The organism is Photobacterium chitinilyticum, assembly GCF_004104355.1.
GTDB lineage: Bacteria > Pseudomonadota > Gammaproteobacteria > Enterobacterales > Vibrionaceae > Photobacterium > Photobacterium chitinilyticum.
This window is the reverse complement of sequence record NZ_RJLM01000143.1, coordinates 1-562: the sequence shown is the minus strand read 5'-3', so window position 1 is coordinate 562 and position 562 is coordinate 1. Positions and strand designations below refer to the sequence as shown.

Annotated in this window: 1 protein-coding gene; it reads right to left on the bottom strand. The window is 62.0% G+C overall.

Translation table 11 applies throughout. From position 1 onward, the window contains the following. On the bottom strand, positions 1-562 hold a 562-nt coding region (locus EDI28_RS27095), incomplete at both ends, for an Ig-like domain-containing protein (RefSeq protein ID WP_199287515.1).

Here is a 562-nt window from a genome sequence, read left to right as displayed (position 1 = left end):
GTGTCATCGGTAATCACCACCGTCGGCACGGCCGTGTCTACTGCCTGTGTACTTTGGGTCGCGGCGGTGTTGTTGTTGCCTGCCGCATCGGTGGCCACATTGGCGGCCACATTCACCGTGATGTTGGCGGTGCTGCTGGCATCCGGTGTTACCACTAGCGTATAAACGCTGCCACTCGCGGCAGTGAAGCTACCCTTGCTGCCGCCGCTGACGGTGATGTCATCCGCGGCAAAGCCTGTCACCGACTCACTGAAGGTGAGGGTGTAGGTCACATCCCCCGTCGCCGTCCCGGTGGTGTCATCGCTGATCACCACGCTCGGTACGGCCGTGTCCACCGCCTGTATGCTTTGGGTCGCGGCGGTGTTGTTGTTGCCTGCCGCATCGGTGGCCACGTTGGCGGCCACATTCACCGTGATGTCACTGRTGCTACTGGCATCCGGCGTCACCACCAAGGTGTATACGCTGCTGCTCACGGCGGTGAAGGCACCCTTGCTGCCGCCGCTGACGGTGATGTCATCCGCGGCAAAGCCCGTCACCGACTCACTGAAGGTGAAGGTGTTGT